Origin of the sequence: Mesorhizobium sp. ORS 3428 (assembly GCF_001854785.1) — a bacterium.
In the GTDB taxonomy this organism is placed as follows: domain Bacteria; phylum Pseudomonadota; class Alphaproteobacteria; order Rhizobiales; family Rhizobiaceae; genus Mesorhizobium.
The window spans coordinates 1-3105 of sequence record NZ_MDFL01000176.1 but is presented as its reverse complement, the minus strand read 5'-3'; the positions used below and the strand labels follow the sequence as shown (position 1 = coordinate 3105).

Below are 3105 nucleotides of genomic sequence, written 5' to 3'. Positions count from 1 at the left end.
CGCTGGTCCTGACGGATGCGCAGGTCGACGAAGCGCTGGGCATCATCGACGAATCGATCGACGTCGCGCTCGAGAGCGAGCTTGCTCCGGCAAAGGCCGCAGCTCAGGCCAGGTGAGAACCCATGAACTTTGCTGATCCCTCAGAGGCGCTTGCACTGGCAAGCGAGTTCCGCCGGGCACCATTCGGGCATCACAGCCCGAACCTGCAGAAGCTCCTGCGCACCTTTCGCAGTGTTCCAATCGCCGGAAAACACGCCTCGTGCTCACAGGGGTGAGTGACGCGCATTCACTGGGCAGGGTCTAATCGCCTGCCCAGTGAAGCGCATTCTGCCTGTCCATACATTGTCGGGTCAGTAAGCTAAACCAGCCAACCTCGACAGATGAGCTCGGTCTGCGTCTGTATCGTAGGTCGCGCCAGCATCCTGCTTTCGAACCCGGAAAGCTTGCGTTGGTTTCGGAATTTTTGCTGAAGCGTCGATAGGGCGCTGATGCGATCGCGACCCAGAGCCGTGGAAGGTGGGCGATTGGCACCAATGTTGCGTATCGGGCGTTCCGCCATCGTTGGCTCAGAAAAGTCCCGTTGACCCCATCCGTGGAGAGATTCTCGTCCCCTCTAAGAGGATACGGAAAGCGAAGGCCCAGAACCGAGCCAATTGCAAAGGCAGTCAGTGCTACGCATCACCGGCACGAAGAGAACGAACCCGCCGCGGTCGCCGGCGTTCGTCGCATATTCGCCAACCCGCCCGGTGACTTTGTATCGACTGTCGCCATAACTGCTTGAGGAAAACCGGCCGATCAGAAATTTGCCACTCTCTCGACCGGCTACTCGGCAAGGAACTCACAAGCCTAACGCCCGCTGGCGACTGTCACGAGGGCTTCACAGATAGGCCCGTGCGACACGCCATCCACAAAAACCTCGGCAACCAATAGCCTGCGCGTTCGATCCGCGTCCGATGGTGCAGTCGCGCGAAGGATTATGTCGCCTTGCTCTGCCGGCGCGAGCGTCATCGGTTGTACTCCGGCGCGCGGTCGCCAACCAAAATCCGGTAATAGGCGAGCTTCATACACTGCGGAGCGATTCAGGTTGTTTCGGATCCTCACAGTATAGGTGACTTCGCTGTCCGGGCGGGCCTCTGAAACGTATGGCAACATCCGCGCCCAAAAAAGATCGATGAAATGGWCCGCAGGTTCCCGCACCACATCGCGAAAAGCCGCCTCCTTCCGCTGGACGTAGCCCGTATACTCAGCGACTTGTGACGGACCCATCTCGATCAGCGGGCCATGGCCGGGACACAGGAGATCAGGCTTCGTGGCCTGCAATACGTCTGCGCAACGTCGATGCATTTCCAATTGGAAGCTGTTGCGCATCACAGTTAACTGGACAGGGATCTCGCGATGGATTCCCCCAGCGCGAGGATTGCAGAGGGCGACATTATCACCGCTAAAGAGCACCCTCCTTCCGTCAATCTGACCCAAGATCATTGAATGGAATTCGGTTTGGCCCGGTGCATAGTGAATCTGAAATTCAAACCCTCTCCAGCGGAACGTCTCCCCATCGCGTAGAACTCTCTGCACTTTAATGGGTTTATGAAAACAGCATGGCGTACTCGCCCAGGCAGATGGATTGGCAATGACTTCGGCGACACAGTCGAGAGCCCAGCACTGAGTATTGAACTTTCGCTGAAGAAAGGGAATCCCGCAAACATGGTCGTCATGAATGTGAGTGGGAACAACCAGTTCGATCTGCTGCACTCCATAATCATCCCGGAGCTGGTCYATATGATGCTCGATAAAACGGAGAGCTTGCATGGCGCCATGGTCATTGCCGAAATGCAGGTGTCCCTGTGAGGACAATCCGTAGTCAATCAGCATCGCGTGCCCGCACCCGCTAAGCACGATGTAAAAGTTCGAGCAGGTGTATGGGCCCGCCCAAAGCAGGTGATCCGAAATGCGCTCCAGCTTGCTTTCACGCAACGTCTTCCAATCCTCAAATCCTGTATTCCATCCCGATGTGAAAAGCCGGCCTATATTCGCAAGCTGTTCTAGCTTTGGCTCCAGCCTTTCRATATCCGCCCTGACATCGCTGATTATCCCTCCATGGGAAGGGTAAGCGACGGACACGTTTTCCTTCTTTAAGGCAAGAATGGATTGCATTGTGAACTCAACGCCGACCAGATCGCCGTAGGCATACTCCATCGCATGCAGCTGATAGAGATTGCCGCCGGGCGTCATCAAGTCTCCGGTAAAGGCGATCTTCTGGCCGTCCACGTGCGTGACCAGGGCCACCATGCCGTAAGTGTGGCCTTTGGCTGGAAGGACGAATATTTCGTACTCGTTCCAGACGAAAGTACCATAGTCTTCCAGGAATGCGTCTACCGAAACGTTTTCGCCCAGCGAGAAGAATGTATTCGTGTTGTTGTAGTTGCCGTATATCGCTCTGGCCTGCCAGTAAGCTTCGACATTGTCGAACAGGTGTCTCTCGAATTCCGGCACGGCAACCTTCGCGCCCGTCTTCTGAACGCTTCTTGTTCCCCAGCATTGGTCTCTGTGGTGATGAGTATGTAAAACCCAATCAACTCGGTCGATCCCGATCTCAGCGAGGTGCTGCATGACAGCGCCGGAACCTGTATCGATTAACAGGGCATTCCGACCACTCTTCAGGATGTACACGTTACATGCGTCACGAAATTCCCAGAGGTTTCTGGAGTGTTGGATCAAAGTCATGTGATTTCGTTCCATCAGCAGCCCAAGAGAATTGGTGGAATCTCGACCCGCTTGCCCGGAAGGAATCACAAATAGGGGAGGGGCGGGAGCGCATCTTCGCCGGTCATGCCCACACCCGGGCCAGAGCCTCGGTCTCTGGGTCCAAACTGCCCCGCCTGCCGCGAAAGATGTTGGACCCGACTGGCGACTTAGGGTCGGCAACGCCAGTCTTGGAGGCCGTCAGGACGACCATATCTTCCGGAGTGTCCGCTGAAAGTCAGAAGGAGTTTGAGCGGCTTGCCCTCCGGCAAGCCGCTCGATTGTCAAGCTTACCATCAGCCAGTTTGATCGATCCAAACCTTTGCGAGGTCGACATCAAATGTCGGGTGCATGTCGTATCCC

At 56.0% G+C, this 3105-nt stretch carries 1 protein-coding gene; it reads right to left on the bottom strand.

Going from position 1 to position 3105, the window contains the following annotated elements; all coding sequences use genetic code 11:
- Positions 1–846: 846 nt before the first annotated feature.
- On the bottom strand, positions 847–2724 hold the full coding sequence (locus tag ORS3428_RS29115) for an MBL fold metallo-hydrolase (RefSeq protein WP_071101723.1): 1878 nt from the start codon (positions 2722–2724) through the stop codon (positions 847–849).
- Positions 2725–3105: the final 381 nt, after the last annotated feature.